The following is a 17,571-nucleotide window of genomic DNA, read 5'->3' as shown; positions in this document are numbered from 1 at the left end:
CTCCCCTCTTATTTCTTTTTATTCAATACAATGTTTATAATTTTAATTTCTGTAAAATCCTGACGATGTCCTAGTCGTTTAAGATGGTGCTTGCGCCGCTTGAATTTAATAATATCGACTTTAGAGCCTCGCCCATGATTGACTATTTGAGCCGTTACATTTGTATTTTGTATGTAGGGAGAGCCAAAATGCAACCCATCATTGGCAGACACCATCAATACATTGTTAAATTTCACGGACTGACCAACGTCATCTACCAATTTTTCTATCCTTAGAATCTGCCCTTCGGTAACACGGTATTGTTTCCCACCAGTTTTAATGATCGCATACATAGCAAACCTTTACGAACAACACAATAGCGCATATTCTACGAAATCTTTCGATATATGACAAGTGGAAACGTGATACTTAACAGTTCCTACAACCTCTCCATAGCATGGGTAAGTTATGAAAACAACTGAAACTGTCTTCTCAATGTTCCCCACTGTTGAAAACCTCAGCCAGCCAGTGGAAAATGACTTTCAGGCGGTAGATGCGCTTATTTTAAGCGAGCTTTCCTCACATATCCCCCTAGTTCAAATCATCACTCACCATATTGTGCAAAGTGGCGGGAAACGATTACGCCCATTAGTGGTTCTCCTGACAGCCCATGCCTGTGGTTACAGAAAAGGTGTCGAACACCAGGAACTCGCCGCGATCGTTGAATTTATTCACACTGCTACCCTGCTTCATGATGACGTCATCGATAAATCCGATTTACGCCGCGGCGAAAAAACGGCAAATGCTATTTGGGGTAATCAAGCGAGTGTGCTTGTAGGAGATTTTTTATATTCTCGCGCATTTCAAATTCTAGCAAGACGTAACAATATTCCAGTCATGAAGGTTTTAGTTAATACCACTAATCAGATCGCCGAAGGGGAGGTATGGCAATTAATGAACCAGAATGATCCCGATATTGATGAAACTACTTATTATGAGGTTATTCGCCGAAAAACAGCGCAATTATTTTCGGCAGGCACCGAAATTGGAGCTATTATCGGAACAAAAGAGGAACCTTTACGAAAAGCTATGGCCGCGTTTGGTTTACATCTCGGCCTTGCTTATCAAATTATTGACGATCTCCTAGACTATAGTGAAGATGCCTCTGAACTAGATAAAAACGTCGGAGACGACTTAGCAGAAGGGAAAGCCACGCTACCGTTGATTTATGCCAAACAAAAAACCAAGCCAGCACAAGCAAAGCTCATTCGGAAAGCAATTAGAAAAGGTGGTCTGGACGATTTCAAAACCATCATGCAAATCATTGATGAAACGAAAGCTCGAAAATATACGAAACAATGTGCAATTAAAGAGGCAGAAAAAGCACGAACCTATTTGCAAGTGCTTCCTCTTTCCATTTATAGGGATGCTTTGGAAGCTTTAACAAACTTTGTGATATACCGACGTTATTAATTGCGATACCCGCAACCATTCAGTAAACTTCTTTTTGCTCAGTAGTTTTCTAATATGAAAGTGACTTAACGATTTTTATGAAATCGGGGTGTAGCTCAACTTGGTAGAGCACTGCCTTCGGGAGGTAGTGGCTAGAGGTTCAAATCCTCTCACCCCGATAAAGAAATCAAGGTCCGCACAAATATCAGAGGATTTATTACAGGGCTATACGCAGTTAATTATTAGGGTATTTAATCACAGTATAGTTGACGCTTTTTCTTTTCTTTCCCTTCATTCCGTAGGACATTAAGTCATTAGCAACAGGATTTCTATGATGACTTGGTTAGAACCAATGCGGTTGATTCCGAATTAATATTTACTTACAGGATGTTCTGATACAATTCGTGAAAATAAGCAACAATTATTTTAGATCAGATATTTTATTTCATAAAAGTATCAAAAAACTTTACTATCTTTAGACTTTTAAATAGGGTATTTTTTCGTCTTTCTTGCGACTTTTCAAAAATATATAAAAGAATCTCCAAAAATTATAAACGATCTGAAAAGCTGATCTCACAAAGATCTTTTCAATTTGGCTGCAGCAGCGATAGCTTGCCTTACAAATTCATTCGCTCTTTTAATTAAATAATTAACAATAGGCTGGGTTCGAATTTGAAATTCACCCAGTGATTTTAGCTCTATTTATGAAGACAAAACTTTTTGGGAAATTCCGTGCGTCACGACAAGCAGATAATCCTCCTCCGCAAAAAAAGAGAACTAACACTCTCTACCCAAGCAAATTGAGTGTCATACGGGAATCATTTACTAATCGACACTATCGACATCAATTTTTCTCTTCCCGGCACTGAATAATTATGGGGAAATGCAATGGTGGGAGGGAACAAAGCATATTGCAACATTAAAACTCCTTAAACGATTTCACCATTGCTGATGTGATTGAACGAGCTTATTAGTCAATTACGGTGTGTGGGGCTAAAGCCTCTCCGATATGGTGATATAATCTTCTCATCAGTCTGAAATATTTTTCAGTAACTTCCAATTGCGAATATTCCTCTATCGATATATTCACAAATGTATGAACTAAATAATTTCACATAAATTCAAGTAATTTCATCAGAGTCGTCAGGGCGTAGTAGTGCGTTGTCAAAACTCTTACGCCTAATCTACTTGTTTAGGTATATCACTTTCTTTCTTTGACTCTCAAAATTTTTCACGCTAACAAGTAAGACCATTAAACCTAAAGTGAATGCCCTCCGCCATCATAGTTATGTGCTATGGAGATACCTGTCGATGATCTACTTTCATTTTCTCATCGATCATGAAGAGCTTCTAAAAAACCACTTTAATAATTTAATTATTTAATTCATTTAATTGGTGTCCATAGCGTGGGTGTACAGTAGACAGTAGGTGTAAATATAATCAAAATGATTGTTTTTAACGGGCATAACACTGAAATTCCCAATGCTCTTTTACCACCATTGGCTCCACTTTTCTTTAATCTGAATAATGATTTTGGTAAACAGTCTTTGCTTTAAATCAATTGAAATTGCAGTCCTTTTTCTTTCAGTCACTAACAAACCGATCCGGCAAAACACTTAGTGTTCACGGAGCTTGAAAATTTTCACTAACTATTAAAACTCGTAGTGTACTAATTAGTAAATTTCCTCTCTCTTTCAAAGATCATCATCAACCTAAGTATCATCGCGATATCAATTGCAATTAATAAAACAATCATTAAAATCGACTTACTTTTATAAATATTATTTATACCATCGACAAAACGATTTGGTTAATTGCGGCATGATGTTAACAACCTTGACCCCTTATCTCAAATCAAGTAGCTTGCATGTCAAAAAGAAAAATAACCCTTTTGATCATCGAAGATGAAACCGCGATTCGGGATATGGTTCACTTTTCATTACCGGATGAATTTGAGTTAATTGATGCAGAGGATGTCAGTAAAGCGATACAACGACTATCAGATCGTCTCCCTCAACTTATTTTACTCGATTGGATGCTACCTGGGAAAAATGGGATAGAATTTATTAAGTGGATTAAACAAAAAGAAGACTTACAGGACATTCCTATTATTATGCTGACCTCCAAAGCAGAAGAAGAAAATAAAATTAAAGGTCTCATGACAGGTGCTGATGATTATATTACGAAACCTTTCTCACCAGATGAGTTAATTGCAAGAATCAGAACTGTATTACGCAGGGGGCTGCTGATTTCACCGTCGTACGAAATTAAATATGGCAATATGACCATTAATACAGCAAAACATATCGTCACCATTCAAAATAAAACCGTTGCGCTTTCTCCTGCGGAATATAAGACACTTTATTTTTTTATGAAGCATCCCGATAAAACTTATACGCGCGACCAATTAATTACTTATATTTGGGGTGGAGATAAATACATTGACGATCGTACCGTAGATGTTCAAATACGACGACTGCGCAACAAATTAAAAAATATGATCATCATTATTTAATAAAAACTATAAGGGGCGCTGGTTATCAATTTTCAACCCATGATACAAAAGAATGATAAATTAAATTTAAGTATTCTCCCCAAAGTGGTAAGAGAACATATTAATCAACTCGAACGCATTCGCAGCGATTTCGTAGCCAATGTTTCTCACGAACTTCGCACACCATTGACAGTCATCCGTGGGTATTTAGAAGCACTGCTGAAAAAAAGGATAAAGGAATGAAAACCTATCAAAAAATCTTCAATCAAATGAATCAGCATAGTGCTCGCATGGAAGCAATTATTGATGATCTTTTATTCCTTTCTCGCCTTGAAAACGAAGATTATTTGCCGGAGGAAATAGACCACATTAATGTAGCCGAAATTTTAAAAACATTATGTGCAGATGCGGGAAGAATCAGTGGGGAGAAACAGCATATCATTAAATTGCAAACCGATCCTAATTTATATATTAATGGCTCTGAAGAAGAATTAAAAAGCTTATTTTCCAACATTATTATTAATGCTGTAAAATACACACCGGCTAAAGGCTGTATTACTGTAAAATGGTTCAAAGATGACAATTATGCCGTATTTAACGTTTTAGATACAGGTATTGGAATCGCCAAAGAACACATTCCCAGAATCACTGAACGATTTTATCGCGTCGACAAAGCGCGCTCACGCGAAAGCGGCGGAACAGGTCTTGGTTTAGCCATCGTCAAACATGTATTAATGCGTCATCATGGAGATTTGCATATCGAGAGCGAACTTAGTAAAGGCAGTATGTTTACTTGTAAGTTTCCCTTATAGTGGAAAATCACTAGAAACCCCAAAACTAAACAACCTCATAAGCTCCGAATACTACCTTAAAGTTTTATCTATAGTTGAGGAAGAGGTACTAGCAGATTCGCAACAAGAATTCGATCGAACGAATCTCGGGCGATGATGATCGAGTAGATTTATTCGAGTAATCTATTATAGTGATAGTACGCCCGTGATCGACAAATCAAGCAATCCCTTTGTTTCATCGAACTAAATGATATCGTGAAATATCATGAATTTCTGTTTTGAGTTTTCCGAACTAGACTGTAATTACAGACTCCCAAATTGATGCGTTACTAAGATACAGTACTGCTCCACATATACTACTGCCGACCTAATTGGAGTTGGTCTGCAATAGGAGGAGCATCATGATTCCTTTATTACTTCTGGATCACTGAAAGACCCTTTTTTAATCGTTGGTTGAGAATAGCTCGATAGCCAATATCCATCCTATAATAACAATTTGGCCAATTAATCTGCTTAGCTGTTTGATAGGCCTTTTTTGTGCTTCACGTAAGTCGCTTCCTAGCGCAGTGATGGAAAGCACTCGCCCTCCGTCGGTAACAATGGCATGTTTGTTTTTCCGCGTCCCTGCATGAAAAATTTTGACATCGATATCTGATGATTGATTTAATCCTTCGATAATATCTCCTTTTTCATAATGATTAGGATAACCCCCTGCTGTCATTACCACTGTTAAGGCTGCGCGGGAATCCCAAACACTTTTTACGCAGTCTAGCTTACTAAAAATCGCTGATAAAATTAATTCGCTTAAATCAGAACGCAAACGCATCATAAGTGGTTGGGTCTCTGGATCACCTAGTCGCACATTAAATTCTAATACTTTTGGTTCATTATCTTTTGTAATCATTACTCCAGCATATAAAAATCCAATATAATTAATGCTTTGTAATTTTAATCCTGCGATAGCAGGACGAATAATCGTTGTCATTATTTTTGCTTCTAAGGCCTCAGATAACAGAGGGACCGGAGAATAGGCACCCATACCACCTGTGTTGGGACCGCGGTCATCGTCATCACGTCGCTTATAATCTTGCGAGCTGGCCAGTGGTAAAATATGTTCACCATCAATCATGGTGATAAAACTGAGTTCTTCTCCCGTTAAAAATTCTTCAATAACAATTTCCTGTCCCGCAGTGCCGAACTGCTTGTCCTCCATCATCGCAATAATAGTCTCTTTCGCTTCACTTAACGATTCCGCGATAACCACGCCTTTTCCAGCCGCTAAACCACTTGCTTTAATAACGAGTGGAAAAGATTGCTGTTTGGTATACATTAGCGCTGCATCTTTATTTTTAAATGTGGAAAATCGCGCGGTAGGAATATGATGACGCTGCATAAAAGATTTACAGAAACTTTTGGAAGTTTCTAATTGAGCAGCAGCTTGAGTAGGTCCAAAAATATTTAAATTTTCTTGATAAAATCGATCAACAATACCCGCACCTAAGGGGGCTTCAGGACCAATAAGCGTTAAATCGATACCGTTTTTTTAGCAAATATAATCAATGCCCTGATGTCGGTAACGTTAATGGCAATATTCTGGGTTTTACTTTCAAGTGCCGTCCCTGCGTTTCCAGGTGCCACCCAAATTTTTTTAACGTGAGAAGATCGAGCCAATTTCCATGCCAACGCATGCTCCCGCCCACCATTACCAACAATGAGTACGTTCATGATAGTTGTCTTCGTTTGTTTCTTTGTAAGTTGAAGGTCAAATGGTTCTATTTTAAGCTTGTGCAATAAGAATCGCTAGATACTTGTAGTTTTGTTTTGGAAATGACGATTGAATGCATTTTATCCTATTTGTACATTTTACTTGCTTTCTAAAGAGTTCGTCGTATATATTCTTCTCATCGCCCTCGCGGGGGGCGATAAATTGAAACGATTTGTAATCGAGTCCTTTAAATCTGAGAAATATAACGCCTGTGAAGAGAAAAGGAATGCAATTGCATCGTTCTTTCTTTCTGCGTGCGTTAGAAGGAGAGTACGATGGTTTTTTACCCTGCCTCGAAAAAAATTTATTGTCATGGCCAACATTTTCCCGATATTCGTGTTGGCATGCGTGAAATTCAATTGACAAACGGAGACTCATTAACGTTATATGACACATCAGGACCTTATACGGATCCTACAATGACGATAAAAGTGCCTCACGGGCTTCCTCCGTTACGCGCCCCTTGGATTAAGAACCGCCAAACAATGACACAATTAGCTTTTGCAAAACAGGGCGTGATTACGCCAGAAATGGAATATGCAGCTATTCGAGAAAATCAACAACAAGAAATGAATGTTAAATCTAATCAAGAACGTGAGCAACGTCTACAAGGAATTGCTTTCGGAGCACGACTTCCTTATCGAATAACGCCTGAATTTGTGCGCGAAGAAATTGCGCGTGGTCGAGCTATTCTCCCCACCAATATTAACCACTTAGAATGTGAGCCAATGATTATTGGACGTAATTTTTTGGTTAAAGTAAATGCGAATATTGGTAATTCGGCTATCAGTTCTTCTATCGAAGAAGAAGTAGAAAAATTAATTTGGGCAGTGCGATGGGGCGCTGATACTGTTATGGACTTATCAACGGGGAAAAATATTAAAGAAACACGAGAACTTATTTTGCGGCATTCACCTGTACCTATTGGCACTGTTCCTATTTACGAAGCATTAGAAAAAGTAGATGGGAACATTTCGGAACTTAGTTGGGATATCTTTCGGGAAGTATTAATTTCTCAGGCAGAACAAGGTGTTGATTATTTTACCATCCATGCGGGTGTTTTACGGCAGTTTATCCCTCTCACTGAAAAGCGAGTCACTGGCATCGTTTCTCGTGGAGGTTCTATCATGGCAAAATGGTGTCTGCTACATCGACAAGAAAATTTTCTTTATACGCATTTCAGAGAAATATGTGAAATTATGGGTACTTATGATGTTAGCTTTTCTTTGGGTGATGGATTGCGTCCAGGTTCTATCGCTGATGCGAACGACGAAGCCCAATTTGCAGAGTTGAAAACTCAAGGCGAATTGAATCGTATTGCTTGGCAATACGATGTACAGGTGATGAATGAAGGGCCAGGACATATTCCTTTACACCTTATTCAGGAAAATATGACCAAACAAATGGATTATTGTCAGGAAGCACCTTTTTATACACTAGGACCATTGACCACAGATATCGCTCCCGGTTATGACCATATTGCTAGCAGTATTGGTGCGGCTATGATTGGATGGCAAGGTTGTGCGCTTTTATGTTACGTTACACCTAAAGAACATCTTGGATTACCAAACAAAAACGATGTCAAAGAAGCCTTGATTGCTTACAAAATTGCGGCGCATGCTGCGGATTTAGCTAAAGGACACCCAGCATCACGGTTTCGTGATGATTTATTATCACACGCACGATTTGAATTTCGCTGGGAAGATCAATTCAATTTAGCTTTAGATCCGGAAACAGCGTGCGCCTTTCATGATGAAACATTACCGAAAGCAGCTGCAAAACACGCGCATTTTTGTTCATTATGTGGTCCTAAATTTTGTGCTTATAAAATTAGTCAAGATGTTCGTGACTCATTAAGAATAGAGCATTCAAACACTGGTATGTGAAGATGCAAGCTGGGATTGTTGGCGCTGGATTGATAGGACGTTTGTTAGCTTGGCAATTAGATCGCGCGGGTTGGCGTGTTACCCTATTTGATAAAGGTGGGAAAGACGGCCGGAAAAGTGCAGCATATGCAGCCGCGGGCATGTTATCGCCTCTAGCCGAATGTGAAATATCGAACCGAATTATTTTTGATCTAGGAATATATTCTTTAAAACAATGGCCGTTGTGGCTATCCTTACTGTCACAGTCCGTTTACTTTCGCCAGAAGGGAAGCATCGTGATCGTTCATTCCCGTGATAAGATGGAGAAAGAACATTGGAAGAAGAAAATATACCATAAAATACAAGTACCTTATATTAAGCAATTATCTCGATCCACTCTTCAACAATTAGAACCAGAATTAAATTTTATAGAAGGGTATTTTTTACCACAAGAAGCTCATTTAGATTCCCGCGCACTTTTAAGAGCCTTGGCCAAAGATTTAAATGTACAGTGGTATGAGAAAACATTCGTAGAAGAAATAATTCCCTATCGCGTTTCTATAAAGGGAAGTCAGTATTCGTTTGACTGTGTATTTGATTGTCGTGGTGTTGGAGCTAGTGATCGATTTGATGATTTACGTTCGGTGCGAGGGGAATTAATTTATATCTATGCGCCGGATGTTAATTTGAATCACCCCATTCGGTTGCTTCATCCTCGTTACAATGTTTACATTGTTCCACGTCCAAACCATAGTTACCTTATCGGTTCCAGCGAAATTGAATCAGAGGATGATTCTCCTATTTCAGTGCGAACATGCTTAGAATTATTGTCTGCAGCTTATAGCATCCATCCTGGATTTGCAGAGGCAAGAATTTTAGAAACAGTGACGGCTTTACGTCCAGCATTATCTGATAATCTGCCGCGTATTCATTACGAACCAGGTTTAATAGCTATCAACGGTTTATATCGTCATGGTTTTTTATTAGCGCCTGCTATAGTCGATGAGGTTATGAAGAGGCTAAAATAGAGAATTGAAATGATTGATATTTTTTTGAATGGGAAACATCAGATGATTTCATCAGAAATGACTTTGAAAACATTATTATCTGAAGCAAATTTCACCGGCGCATTTGTGGTAGCGGTTAATGAAACAATAATCAATAACACCAATTATGAAAAAATTGTCATTCAACCAGGTGACCGAATTGAAGTAATTACTGCTATGTGTGGAGGTTAAATGTGGACTATTGGTGAAATCCAATTGAATTCGCGATTACTTTTAGGTACTGCACAATATCCTTCTCCAAAAATCATGTGTGAGGCTATTAACGCATCAAAAACTGAAGTAATCACTGTATCGTTGCGTCGACAATTATCTACACAAAAAAGAATTATTTTTGGGAGTTATTGCAATCGCTGAATTGTTATCTGTTACCAAACACGGCAGGGTGCTTCTCTATGAAAGAAGCAGTAATGACAGCACAAGCAGCCAGGGAATTGTTTAATACCAGTTTGATTAAATTGGAAATTATCGGAGATGAATACACCTTACAACCGAACCCGTTTGAACTTGTCAGAGCTGCTGACCTTCTGACTAAAGAAGGATTTGAAGTATTGCCATATTGTACGGAAGATATGATTTTATGTCAACGTCTGGTAGATGTAGGTTGTCGCATTTTAATGCCGTGGGCCGCTCCTATCGGAAGTGCACGTGGGTTAGCCAATTCTTACGCATTGCGCCTTTTACGAGAAAGATTCCCTGATATCCCATTGATTATCGACGCAGGTATTGGCAGACCATCGCATGCGACGAAAGTCATGGAAATGGGATTTGACGCAGTATTATTAAATTCTGCCGTAGCATTGGCCTGCGATCCTATTTCAATGGCGAAAGGATTTGCTCATGCCATCCAAGCAGGTCGTCTCGCTTATAAAGCTGGGATGATCGAACCTAGAAATATTGCAAAAGCAACAACACCACTACTAAATAAACCTTTTTTGATAGAAAAACATGAATAAAAAACCTGTTGTGTGGTCAATCGGCGGGTCTGACTGTTCTAGTGGTTCAGGCTGTCAGGCTGATATCTTAGTTTGCCGCGATTTTGATGTGCATGCGGCCACTATTTTAACTGCCGTTACCGCGCAAAATGCAAAGTCTGTTTTTAAAGTCAGCTATTGCGATCCTGAATCTATTCGATCTCAAATTGAAGCGTTAACAAAAACATTACCACCAATGGTTGTTAAATTGGGTTTATTAGGAACCCAAACTACTATTGCGATAATTGCTGCCTATTTACAAAGATATAGTGGAATAGTTATTTGTGATCCTGTTTTAAATTCGACTTCGGGCGTTTCTTTGAATCAGTCTGAGATTATTGACCCATTAATAAAAATGATTTTTCCGCGACTAGATTTGCTTACTCCTAACATTCCTGAAGCTGAAATGTTAATTAATAGTAATAGAAAAATAGATTCATTAGAAGAGATGTCACAGGCTGCTCGAGAGTTGTTGAAATACGGTGTAGGCGCCGTGTTGCTTAAAGGTGGACATTTGCATCATGAAGATGCTTATGATTTTTTTACAAATGGAAAAGAAGAGTTTTGGTTGGTGCATTCTAAAATAAATGGAATCAATGTGCGTGGTACGGGTTGTGCATTGAGTTCAGCCATTAGCAGCGCTCTTGCGTTGGGCTACTCATTAAATGACGCGTTAGTGATAGCAAAAATGTACATTCAGCAGGGAATCCGAAATCATTTTAAAATTAATACAAATATATTACTGGGACGAAATGGATTTCCTCAAAATGCGATCGATTTTCCGTGGATAACGCAAAAAACAGGTATTTCTCGGGTTCCTTTTTTAAATTGTGGTGCATTAAGTTTTTATCCAATTGTTCATACTGCTGAATGGGTGAAGCATTTATTGTCCTGGGGTGTCCGCACCATACAATTACGAATTAAAAACGATAAGTTATTCGTGATTAGAGAAACTATAATAGAAAGTATTCGTCTAGCACGAGAATATCAAGCCAAATTATTCATTAATGATTATTGGCAACTCGCCATTGAAGCAGGCGCTTACGGTGTTCATTTAGGACAGGAGGATTTAGAGACGACTGATGTTTCAGCTATTCATGAAGCTGGCTTACGATTAGGGATCAGCACGCATTCGCTTTATGAGCTAGCAAGAGCCAATGCGATCAGGCCATCCTATATCGCTTTCGGACCTATTTATCAAACGACTTCCAAGCCTATGCTTTTGCCGAGGGGTTTATCTTGGCTCCGGTATTGGTGTAAAATTTCCCCTTATCCCGTGGTAGCCATAGGAGGAATTAATTTGAAACGATTAGAAGCTATTTTAGCTTCAGGAGCAAAAAACGTATCAGTGATCTCAGCAGTGACAAAATCCAAAATGCCAAAAAAACCGTCTTTTCCTTCTTACATCAGCTGGTGGATATTGCTTCGACTCATTTGCCGATCGGGAATAAGGGTGAGAAATAAATTGCTTACGACGCTTATTAAAATTTGCATTCCCAAAAATCTGGAAAATCTGGTGTTATATTAGATAGTAACGAAATATTATGACTCAATTATCTCAAATATTCGTACATTAAATAGAGAAACTATAATAGAAAGTATTCGTCTAGCACGAGAATATCAAGCCAAATTATTCATTAATGATTATTGGCAACTCGCCATTGAAGCAGGCGCTTACGGTGTTCATTTAGGACAGGAGGATTTAGAGACGACTGATGTTTCAGCTATTCATGAAGCTGGCTTACGATTAGGGATCAGCACGCATTCGCTTTATGAGCTAGCAAGAGCCAATGCGATCAGGCCATCCTATATCGCTTTCGGACCTATTTATCAAAGATTGCTTTGATCACTAATATTTAATCCATCTGCGGGCAGTCTATCAATCGAGCACTCTCAATTAATTCCTCCTATGGCTACCACGGGATAAGGGGAAATTTTACACCAATACCGGAGCCAAGATAAACCCCTCGGCAAAAGCATAAACACGTAAGGTTTATCGCATTATTACACACAGCTATTCATCTATCTGGCTCATTACTACCAATTGTAGCAGTTAGAGTCCTCTAAGAAAAGAAGCCCTAATATCTATGAATTAGATAGTATTTATGAGTTAGATAGTTATAACAACTAGTTTTCTATAAATAATCCATTAAGCAAAAAATTGTTTGGCTAAGCTACTTAGTTGGTCCGCGCTAACTGCCGTGCGCTTAGCTGCTCTGGATATATCATGTTGAACATTAATGCCGGAAGTGACGTTGGTGTGTGAATAACATTGCCATACCTGCTTCATTGACAATTTTAATAATTTCTTTGTCTCGTATAGAACCACCAGGTTGAATTACAGCGGTAATTCCCGCTTTTGCCGCCACTTCGATAACATCACTAAAAGAGAAAAATGCATCTGAAGCCATTACAGCATTTTTTAACGATAAACCAGCTTCCTCAGCTTTCATCACGGCAATCTTCGCAGCAAATACACGACTGGTTTGACCGCTTCCAATTCCATAAGTAGCCCTATCCCTCACATAAACAATCGCGTTGGATTTGACATATTTCACTACCTGCCATGAAAAATAGAGATCCTGTAATTCTTCTTTTGTAGGTTGGCGTTGGCTAACACAATTAACCATTGCAGGGGAAAATGTAGCAATATCATTTTTCTGCACAAGGAGTCCGCCACTAATAGAATGGAAAGAATAACTAAGTCTTGTTTTTTCTAGTGGTTTTCCGACTAATAGGCGCAAATTTGATTTTAATTTTAATAACATTAGTGCGTCATCGGAAAAACCAGGTGCAATAATCACTTCCACAAATTGTTGTGACAGGATCTTTTCTGCAGTCCTTGTTTCAAGTGAGGTGTTAAAAGCAATAATACCTCCAAAGGCAGAAAGGGGATCCGTAGCGTAAGCTTTTTCATAGGCGGCTAATTGTGTCTCAGCGCAAGCGGCGCCGCAAGGAGTAGCATGTTTGACGATAACACAGGCAGGTATCGTTTCAATGCCCTCATAAACACAACGATAAGCGCAATCACCATCTAAAAAATTATTGAATGAGAGTGGTTTTCCTTGAATCGGTTCTGCTTCGGTTAGGCTAGAAAATAAAGGCGGTACAATGTTATAAAGGGCTGCTGATTGATGCGGATTTTCCCCGTAACGAAGATGGGTTTTCTTTTGAAAAATAAGTGGTAGTCGGAATGGGAATGATTCGCTTCGACTCTCTGAAAGATAAGCCGCAATCTGAGCGTCATAATGAGAAAGATGCTCAAATGTTTTTTGTGCGAGTTTCTTGCGAGTAGAAAGCAAGGTTGATCCTTCATTCATTGCCATCTCTTTTAAAATTAATGAATAATCATCGCGATCGATAACGACGGTCACTACCGCAAAGTTTTTTGCGCCAGCTCGTAACATACTTGGACCACCCACATCGATTTGTTTAACAGCTTGCTCAATCGTGCAATAGGGCATCATTATGGTTTTTAGAAAAGGGTAAAGATTAACAACCAGCAGGTCGATGACTTTAATTTCATGTTGATGAAGAACTTCGTTATCGAGGTCTCTCCAGGCTAATAGACCACCATATATTTTTGGATGTAGCGTTTTTACGCGTCCATCCATAATTTCAGGGAAACCAGTATACTGCGAGACATCTATAACCGGGATTTGATGTTTTGTAAGTAACGCAGCTGTAGCTCGGGTGGCTATTATCTCAATACCACGCTTTGCGAGTTGCGAAGCAAACTCAACAATGCCGGTTTTGTCAGAAGTGCTAATTAATGCACGTTTAACCGGAAATTTGATGTCATCACCGCCGGCGGGATGCATCTTCAATTTGATAGGTAGCCAGTTTTTTTCGTAACGTACCTCGACTAATTCCTAAAAGCTTAGCTGCCCTACTTTGATTCCAATTAGTATAGCGCATAACTGCTCTTAAAAGAGGTGCTTCCATTTCAGCTAAGACCATATTGTAGAGATCCGCAGGCTCTTCACCATCTAATTGTGCAAAGTAATTTTGCAGCGATCGTTGTATACTGGATGCAAAGGACTGATCAGTGCTGACGAGTCTAACTTTAGGTTCTGGAACTGACATATCAGCTTCCATAGTTGCAATTCCTTCCAAGTCTGTACTCCTAGTTGGTTTGGTGTAAACGTAGGTAGTGTGGAAAAACAATTTCTACCAAACTGTATTTGTTCATTATAACACCAAAATTTTTAAGCTCAAGAAGGAAGAAGTGATAGAGTAAGTAAAAATATCGAGGAAACGGAGTTTAAAACGGAATGAAATTAACAAGAAGTTAGGTGGACTTGATGTGTTTAACTTGCAAGAGCTAGAATACTAACTTCCGTTTGGAGATTTGACAATGAGTGAGAGAAAGCCGCAACCCGTTCATCTAAAAGATTATCGCCCATCTGATTTTTTGATTGATACCGTTCATCTTTATGTTGACCTTTACGAAGAAGAAACATACGTCAAAACTATTCTTAATCTTCAACGTAATCCAGACTCGAATAGAACGAGGGCACCATTAACGCTCGATGGTGAAGATATGGTATTGAAAAATGTGATTATCAATGGGGATAAACTATCACCATTGAATTACACGGTCGATAAATTTTCATTAACTATTCCCGCTGTTCCTGATCAATTCTCATTAGAAACCGAGGTTGTTATTAAACCGCAGGAAAATACCCAACTCAGTGGACTTTATAAATCACGTGGTAATTTTCTCACGCAGTGCGAAGCAGAAGGTTTCCGACGAATTACGTATTTTCTAGATCGTCCTGATATCATGGCGAAGTATACCACTACTATTACGGCCGATAAAACTAAATATCCTTATTTATTATCGAACGGAAATTTAATTGAAACAAAAACATTGGACCATAAGCGACAGTGGAGACACTGGGAAGATCCTTCAAAAAAATCTTCTTATTTATTTGCTCTCGTAGCTGGGGATTTTGATGTTTTAGAAGACAGCTTTGTCACACGTTCAGGTAAAGAAGTGATACTACAACTTTATCTAGAAAAAGGGTTTAAAGACCAAGGAGCGTTCGCATTAACAGCATTGAAAAAATCCATGCGCTGGGATGAAGAGAAATTTGGTCGTGAGTATGATCTCGATATTTACATGATCGTAGCGGTTAGCGATTTCAATATGGGAGCAATGGAAAATAAGGGACTCAATATTTTCAATACTAAAAATGTGTTAGCTAATCCAAACACAGCAACCGATGATGATTATATTCGCATTGAAGAAGTAATTGGACATGAATATTTTCACAATTGGTCTGGGAATCGAGTGACTTGTCGTGACTGGTTCCAAATTACTTTAAAAGAGGGGTTAACGGTATTTAGAGAGCAATCTTTCAACGAGGATGTCACTTCCAAAGGCGTGGCACGAATTAACGTTGTTAATCTTTTGCGTAATGTGCAATTTCTAGAAGATGCAGGTCCAATGGCGCATCCTGTTCGCCTACGTTCTTATATCGAAATCAATAATTTTTATACAGCTACAGTCTATAACAAAGGCGCCGAAATCGTTCGCATGGTACAGACTTTATTAGGGTCGAAGACTTTCCACAAAGCGATAGATCTTTATTTTTCGCTTTATGATGAACAGGCGGTAACAACGGAAGATTTTATTCAAGTGGTAGAAAACGCTTCCGGAAAAAACTTTGAACAGTTTAAGCGGTGGTACGATCAGGCCGGGACTCCTTTTCTTGAGGTTAATAGCGATTATGATGAAAAAGAAAAAATTCTGACGTTAACGGTAAAGCAAACGTGCCCACCTACGCCCGGTCAGCCTGAAAAATTACCGTTTCATATTCCTTTATCTATGGGTTTTATAGGGCCTAAATGCGAAGATATGCCCACGCAATTAGAAGGAGAAGACGGAGCGGTGACGGGCACGCGAGTACTTGAAATTAAAAAGTTAGAAACCGTATTTCTATTTATTAACGTAGAACATAAACCGATTTTATCACTACTCCGTAATTTTTCCGCACCCGTACTATTAAGTTATCCTTATACAGATGAGGAATTATTGTTTTTGTTACAGTGTGATAGTGATCCTTTTTCCCGTTGGGAGGCAGGACAACTCTTTGCGAAACGACTCATGTTTAAGCTAGTGGATGATTATTACGAAAAAAAACCGTTAAAAATGGATGATCGTTTTATAAAAAGCTTTCAGAAAATTATTCAAGGATCTCATCAAGATCTTTGGTATAAAGCGACTTTACTTTTGCTACCTAGTGAATCTTATCTAATGCAATTTATTAAAAAAATGGATATTGAAGTACTTTTTAAGGTTCGTCAGTTTGTAAAAAAGCTTTAGCTACGGCGCTTGTCGATGATTTAAATAGAAGTTATAGAAATAATCAACTGGTAGGGTATGAATATCACTGTGCTGATATAGGCAAGCGTGCTTTTAAAAATCGTTGTCTAAGTTATTTAACGGAAATTAACGATAAACTGTACTATCGATTGGCTTATGAGCAGTTTAAAAATAGTGACAATATGACAGATTCGGTAGGTGCTTTATCAGCATTGATCGATCACGATTGCGAGGAACGTGACCAAGCATTGAAGGAATTTTATCAGAAATGGAAAAATCAACCGCTTATTGTTAATAAATGGTTTTCCTTACAGGCTTCATCAACTTTGCCATCGACCTTCGAGACGGTGAGAAAACTCACTCAACATCCTGCTTTCGACATTAAAAATCCCAATAACATCTATTCTTTGCTAGCCGTTTTTGGCGCAAATGTTGTTTGTTTCCATGATGCCAATGGGGAGGGTTATCGTTTAATCGTAGATTATGTCTTGAAAATCGATCCTGTAAATCCACAAGTCGCAGCAAGAATTCTGCAACCGCTGACGCGTTGGCAAATCATGGATGAAAAACGCCAAACATTAATGAAATCGGAACTTACTCGTATTGCCAGAGCACCGAAACTCTCGACGGATGTCTACGAAATTGTTACGAAGAGTTTGACGATGTTCTGACGATTGAGTGATGGGAAAGAAGCAAGCTTTGCATTTCGCAAATAATGTCATTGAAATATAAAAAGATTCATCGGTAAAATACAGCGTTCTATTTTTTCATACAGCGAAAGATAAAGCTAAAGTCACTCACAAGGTAGGTGTGCAGTACTTCGCCTTCTGAGGCATATGACCAGGGAGACAAAGAC

General features: G+C 38.6%; 8 protein-coding genes, 1 tRNA gene and 7 pseudogenes. 11 read left to right on the top strand and 5 right to left on the bottom strand.

Annotated features, from left to right (window positions below; translation table 11 throughout):
- Window positions 1-8: 8 nt before the first annotated feature.
- Window positions 9-332 (bottom strand): 50S ribosomal protein L21, encoded by a 324-nt coding sequence (rplU, locus tag LG660_RS00805; protein ID WP_258267504.1) that lies wholly within the window; start codon window positions 330-332, stop codon window positions 9-11.
- 142 nt (window positions 333-474) lie between these two features.
- On the opposite strand from rplU, the gene LG660_RS00800 reads away from it, so the two are divergent.
- From LG660_RS00800 to LG660_RS00785, 4 genes and pseudogenes are all read left to right on the top strand, one after another.
- On the top strand, window positions 475-1,452 hold the full coding sequence (locus LG660_RS00800) for a polyprenyl synthetase family protein (protein ID WP_258267761.1): 978 nt from the start codon (window positions 475-477) through the stop codon (window positions 1,450-1,452).
- An 84-nt stretch (window positions 1,453-1,536) separates the two neighbouring features.
- Window positions 1,537-1,610, top strand: a tRNA-Pro gene (locus LG660_RS00795).
- Between the two features lie 1,688 nt (window positions 1,611-3,298).
- Window positions 3,299-4,002 (top strand): annotated as a pseudogene (locus tag LG660_RS00790) (response regulator).
- Window positions 3,986-4,737: pseudogene (locus LG660_RS00785) on the top strand (ATP-binding protein). The pseudogenes LG660_RS00790 and LG660_RS00785 overlap by 17 nt, the downstream one beginning before the upstream one ends.
- A gap of 392 nt (window positions 4,738-5,129) precedes the next feature.
- Here LG660_RS00785 and purD read toward each other — a convergent pair.
- Window positions 5,130-6,441 (bottom strand): annotated as a pseudogene (gene purD / locus LG660_RS00780) (phosphoribosylamine--glycine ligase).
- A gap of 315 nt (window positions 6,442-6,756) precedes the next feature.
- Between purD and thiC the strand changes: the two are divergent.
- The 6 genes and pseudogenes from thiC to LG660_RS00750 form a co-directional block, all read left to right on the top strand.
- Complete coding sequence (thiC, locus tag LG660_RS00775; RefSeq protein WP_258267503.1) at window positions 6,757-8,367, top strand: phosphomethylpyrimidine synthase ThiC; 1,611 nt, start codon at window positions 6,757-6,759, stop codon at window positions 8,365-8,367.
- A 2-nt stretch (window positions 8,368-8,369) separates the two neighbouring features.
- The gene (gene thiO, locus LG660_RS00770; RefSeq protein ID WP_258267502.1) at window positions 8,370-9,374 is read left to right on the top strand and encodes a glycine oxidase ThiO; all 1,005 of its coding nucleotides are present in this window, start codon (window positions 8,370-8,372) and stop codon (window positions 9,372-9,374) included.
- A gap of 9 nt (window positions 9,375-9,383) precedes the next feature.
- Window positions 9,384-9,584, top strand: a complete 201-nt coding sequence (thiS, locus tag LG660_RS00765) for a sulfur carrier protein ThiS (protein ID WP_258267501.1) — start codon at window positions 9,384-9,386, stop codon at window positions 9,582-9,584.
- Window positions 9,585-10,366 (top strand): annotated as a pseudogene (locus tag LG660_RS00760) (thiazole synthase).
- Window positions 10,359-11,912 carry a bifunctional hydroxymethylpyrimidine kinase/phosphomethylpyrimidine kinase gene (gene thiD / locus LG660_RS00755; RefSeq protein ID WP_258267500.1) on the top strand — a complete coding sequence of 518 codons (1,554 nt, stop codon included), beginning with the start codon at window positions 10,359-10,361 and terminating at the stop codon, window positions 11,910-11,912. The pseudogene LG660_RS00760 and the gene thiD overlap by 8 nt, the downstream one beginning before the upstream one ends.
- Before the next feature lie 51 nt (window positions 11,913-11,963).
- Window positions 11,964-12,218 (top strand): annotated as a pseudogene (locus tag LG660_RS00750) (thiamine phosphate synthase); the annotation flags it as partial.
- 62 nt (window positions 12,219-12,280) lie between these two features.
- On the opposite strand, the pseudogene LG660_RS00745 reads toward LG660_RS00750, so the two are convergent.
- From LG660_RS00745 to fis, 3 genes and pseudogenes are all read right to left on the bottom strand, one after another.
- A pseudogene (locus tag LG660_RS00745) lies at window positions 12,281-12,352 on the bottom strand (hypothetical protein); the annotation flags it as partial.
- Window positions 12,353-12,621: 269 nt separating this feature from the next.
- Window positions 12,622-14,205, bottom strand: coding sequence for a bifunctional phosphoribosylaminoimidazolecarboxamide formyltransferase/IMP cyclohydrolase (gene purH / locus LG660_RS00740; protein WP_258267499.1), 1,584 nt, complete (start codon window positions 14,203-14,205; stop codon window positions 12,622-12,624).
- On the bottom strand, window positions 14,186-14,482 hold the full coding sequence (fis, locus tag LG660_RS00735) for a DNA-binding transcriptional regulator Fis (RefSeq protein ID WP_373566692.1): 297 nt from the start codon (window positions 14,480-14,482) through the stop codon (window positions 14,186-14,188). Before fis ends, purH begins: the two co-directional genes overlap by 20 nt.
- 259 nt (window positions 14,483-14,741) lie before the next feature.
- On the opposite strand from fis, the pseudogene pepN reads away from it, so the two are divergent.
- Window positions 14,742-17,386: pseudogene (gene pepN / locus LG660_RS00730) on the top strand (aminopeptidase N).
- Window positions 17,387-17,571: the final 185 nt, after the last annotated feature.

Source organism: Coxiella-like endosymbiont, from assembly GCF_024730665.1.
Taxonomy (GTDB): Bacteria; Pseudomonadota; Gammaproteobacteria; order Coxiellales; family Coxiellaceae; genus Coxiella.
This window is presented reverse-complemented; position numbering and strand designations above follow the sequence as displayed.

What these genes read in the sequence shown, in the direction of transcription:
- rplU (WP_258267504.1), bottom strand. Translation starts at nt 332, where the DNA reads ATGTATGCGATCATTAAAACTGGTGGGAAACAATACCGTGTTACCGAA.
- thiC (WP_258267503.1), top strand. Translation starts at nt 6,757, where the DNA reads ATGGTTTTTTACCCTGCCTCGAAAAAAATTTATTGTCATGGCCAACAT.
- fis (WP_373566692.1), bottom strand. Translation starts at nt 14,482, where the DNA reads ATGGAAGCTGATATGTCAGTTCCAGAACCTAAAGTTAGACTCGTCAGC.
- purH (WP_258267499.1), bottom strand. Translation starts at nt 14,205, where the DNA reads ATGCATCCCGCCGGCGGTGATGACATCAAATTTCCGGTTAAACGTGCA.
- thiS (WP_258267501.1), top strand. Translation starts at nt 9,384, where the DNA reads ATGATTGATATTTTTTTGAATGGGAAACATCAGATGATTTCATCAGAA.
- thiD (WP_258267500.1), top strand. Translation starts at nt 10,359, where the DNA reads ATGAATAAAAAACCTGTTGTGTGGTCAATCGGCGGGTCTGACTGTTCT.
- thiO (WP_258267502.1), top strand. Translation starts at nt 8,370, where the DNA reads ATGCAAGCTGGGATTGTTGGCGCTGGATTGATAGGACGTTTGTTAGCT.
- LG660_RS00800 (WP_258267761.1), top strand. Translation starts at nt 475, where the DNA reads ATGTTCCCCACTGTTGAAAACCTCAGCCAGCCAGTGGAAAATGACTTT.